This is a genomic window from Pseudomonas sp. HY2-MNA-CIBAN-0224 (assembly GCF_040310285.1).
In the GTDB taxonomy this organism is placed as follows: domain Bacteria; phylum Pseudomonadota; class Gammaproteobacteria; order Pseudomonadales; family Pseudomonadaceae; genus Aquipseudomonas; species Aquipseudomonas helleri.
The window spans coordinates 1-278 of record NZ_JBEOPQ010000453.1 but is presented as its reverse complement, the minus strand read 5'-3'; the positions used below and the strand labels follow the sequence as shown (position 1 = coordinate 278).

At 39.2% G+C, this 278-nt stretch carries 1 protein-coding gene; it reads left to right on the top strand.

What is annotated here, in order from left to right:
• A partial coding sequence (locus tag AAEZ03_RS27140) for a hypothetical protein (protein WP_350582926.1) occupies positions 1-278 on the top strand: 278 nt, incomplete at both ends.

The window sequence follows — 278 nt, the reverse complement described above, 5'->3', positions numbered from 1 at the left end:
GCGCTACGCTTGGCAAAGCGTTACTCTGAAAAGCAAGCGATTGTAAATAGCCTTTTTTTAAACAGTAGCCAAAACACCAGCCTAGAAAACTACAATCAATCGATTGAGGATTTACGCTTAGCATTAGCTATTTTTGATGAGGCTCAAGCACAGTTCCAGGATTGGTATTTGGTCCCTAAATCCTATTTACTCTCTGAAATTACTAATGTATTTTTCTCCATGGGCGATCTTGAAGAAGCATTACACTTTGCAGAACTCGCTTATAATGACCCATCTAC